Source organism: Ferrovum myxofaciens (genome assembly GCF_000735045.1).
In the GTDB taxonomy this organism is placed as follows: domain Bacteria; phylum Pseudomonadota; class Gammaproteobacteria; order Burkholderiales; family Ferrovaceae; genus Ferrovum; species Ferrovum myxofaciens.
The window spans coordinates 1-365 of sequence record NZ_JPOQ01000537.1 but is presented as its reverse complement, the minus strand read 5'-3'; the positions used below and the strand labels follow the sequence as shown (position 1 = coordinate 365).

Annotated in this window: 1 protein-coding gene; it reads left to right on the top strand. The window is 45.8% G+C overall.

Annotation, left to right across the window (positions count from 1 at the left end; all coding sequences use genetic code 11):
* Positions 1-196: hypothetical protein (locus IV91_RS19435; RefSeq protein ID WP_233418508.1), on the top strand; the 196-nt coding region annotated here is incomplete at its 5' end.
* Between the last annotated feature and the right edge of the window lie 169 nt (positions 197-365).

The window sequence follows — 365 nt, the reverse complement described above, 5'->3', positions numbered from 1 at the left end:
TTGTCGATACAACCTCTGGCGGAGTCGTGGAGGCATTGCCACTCCATCCGTTGATTTTGTCGGTCGCCCTGGCTTCTTTTTTGTAACAGTGACTGAATCCATGTCAGTCTCCTTTTTTTTCGCAACAGTGACGGATTCGTCATATCGTAACGATTGCGAATTGTCAAGGTCGCAAAAAATTTCAAAAAACAAATGATCTCCCCATGGCGGGGGCGTGTGTCTTCAGTCCCCAAACAATTTTTTGGCTCTATGTGATTTGTAGTGGGTGGTGCGATAATTCCGTCATGAATAGTACAACTTTATTTAGCATGGCGCTTGGCCTGCAATCGCCTTGGCAAGTGGACGATATTTCGTTTTCTGCCGAT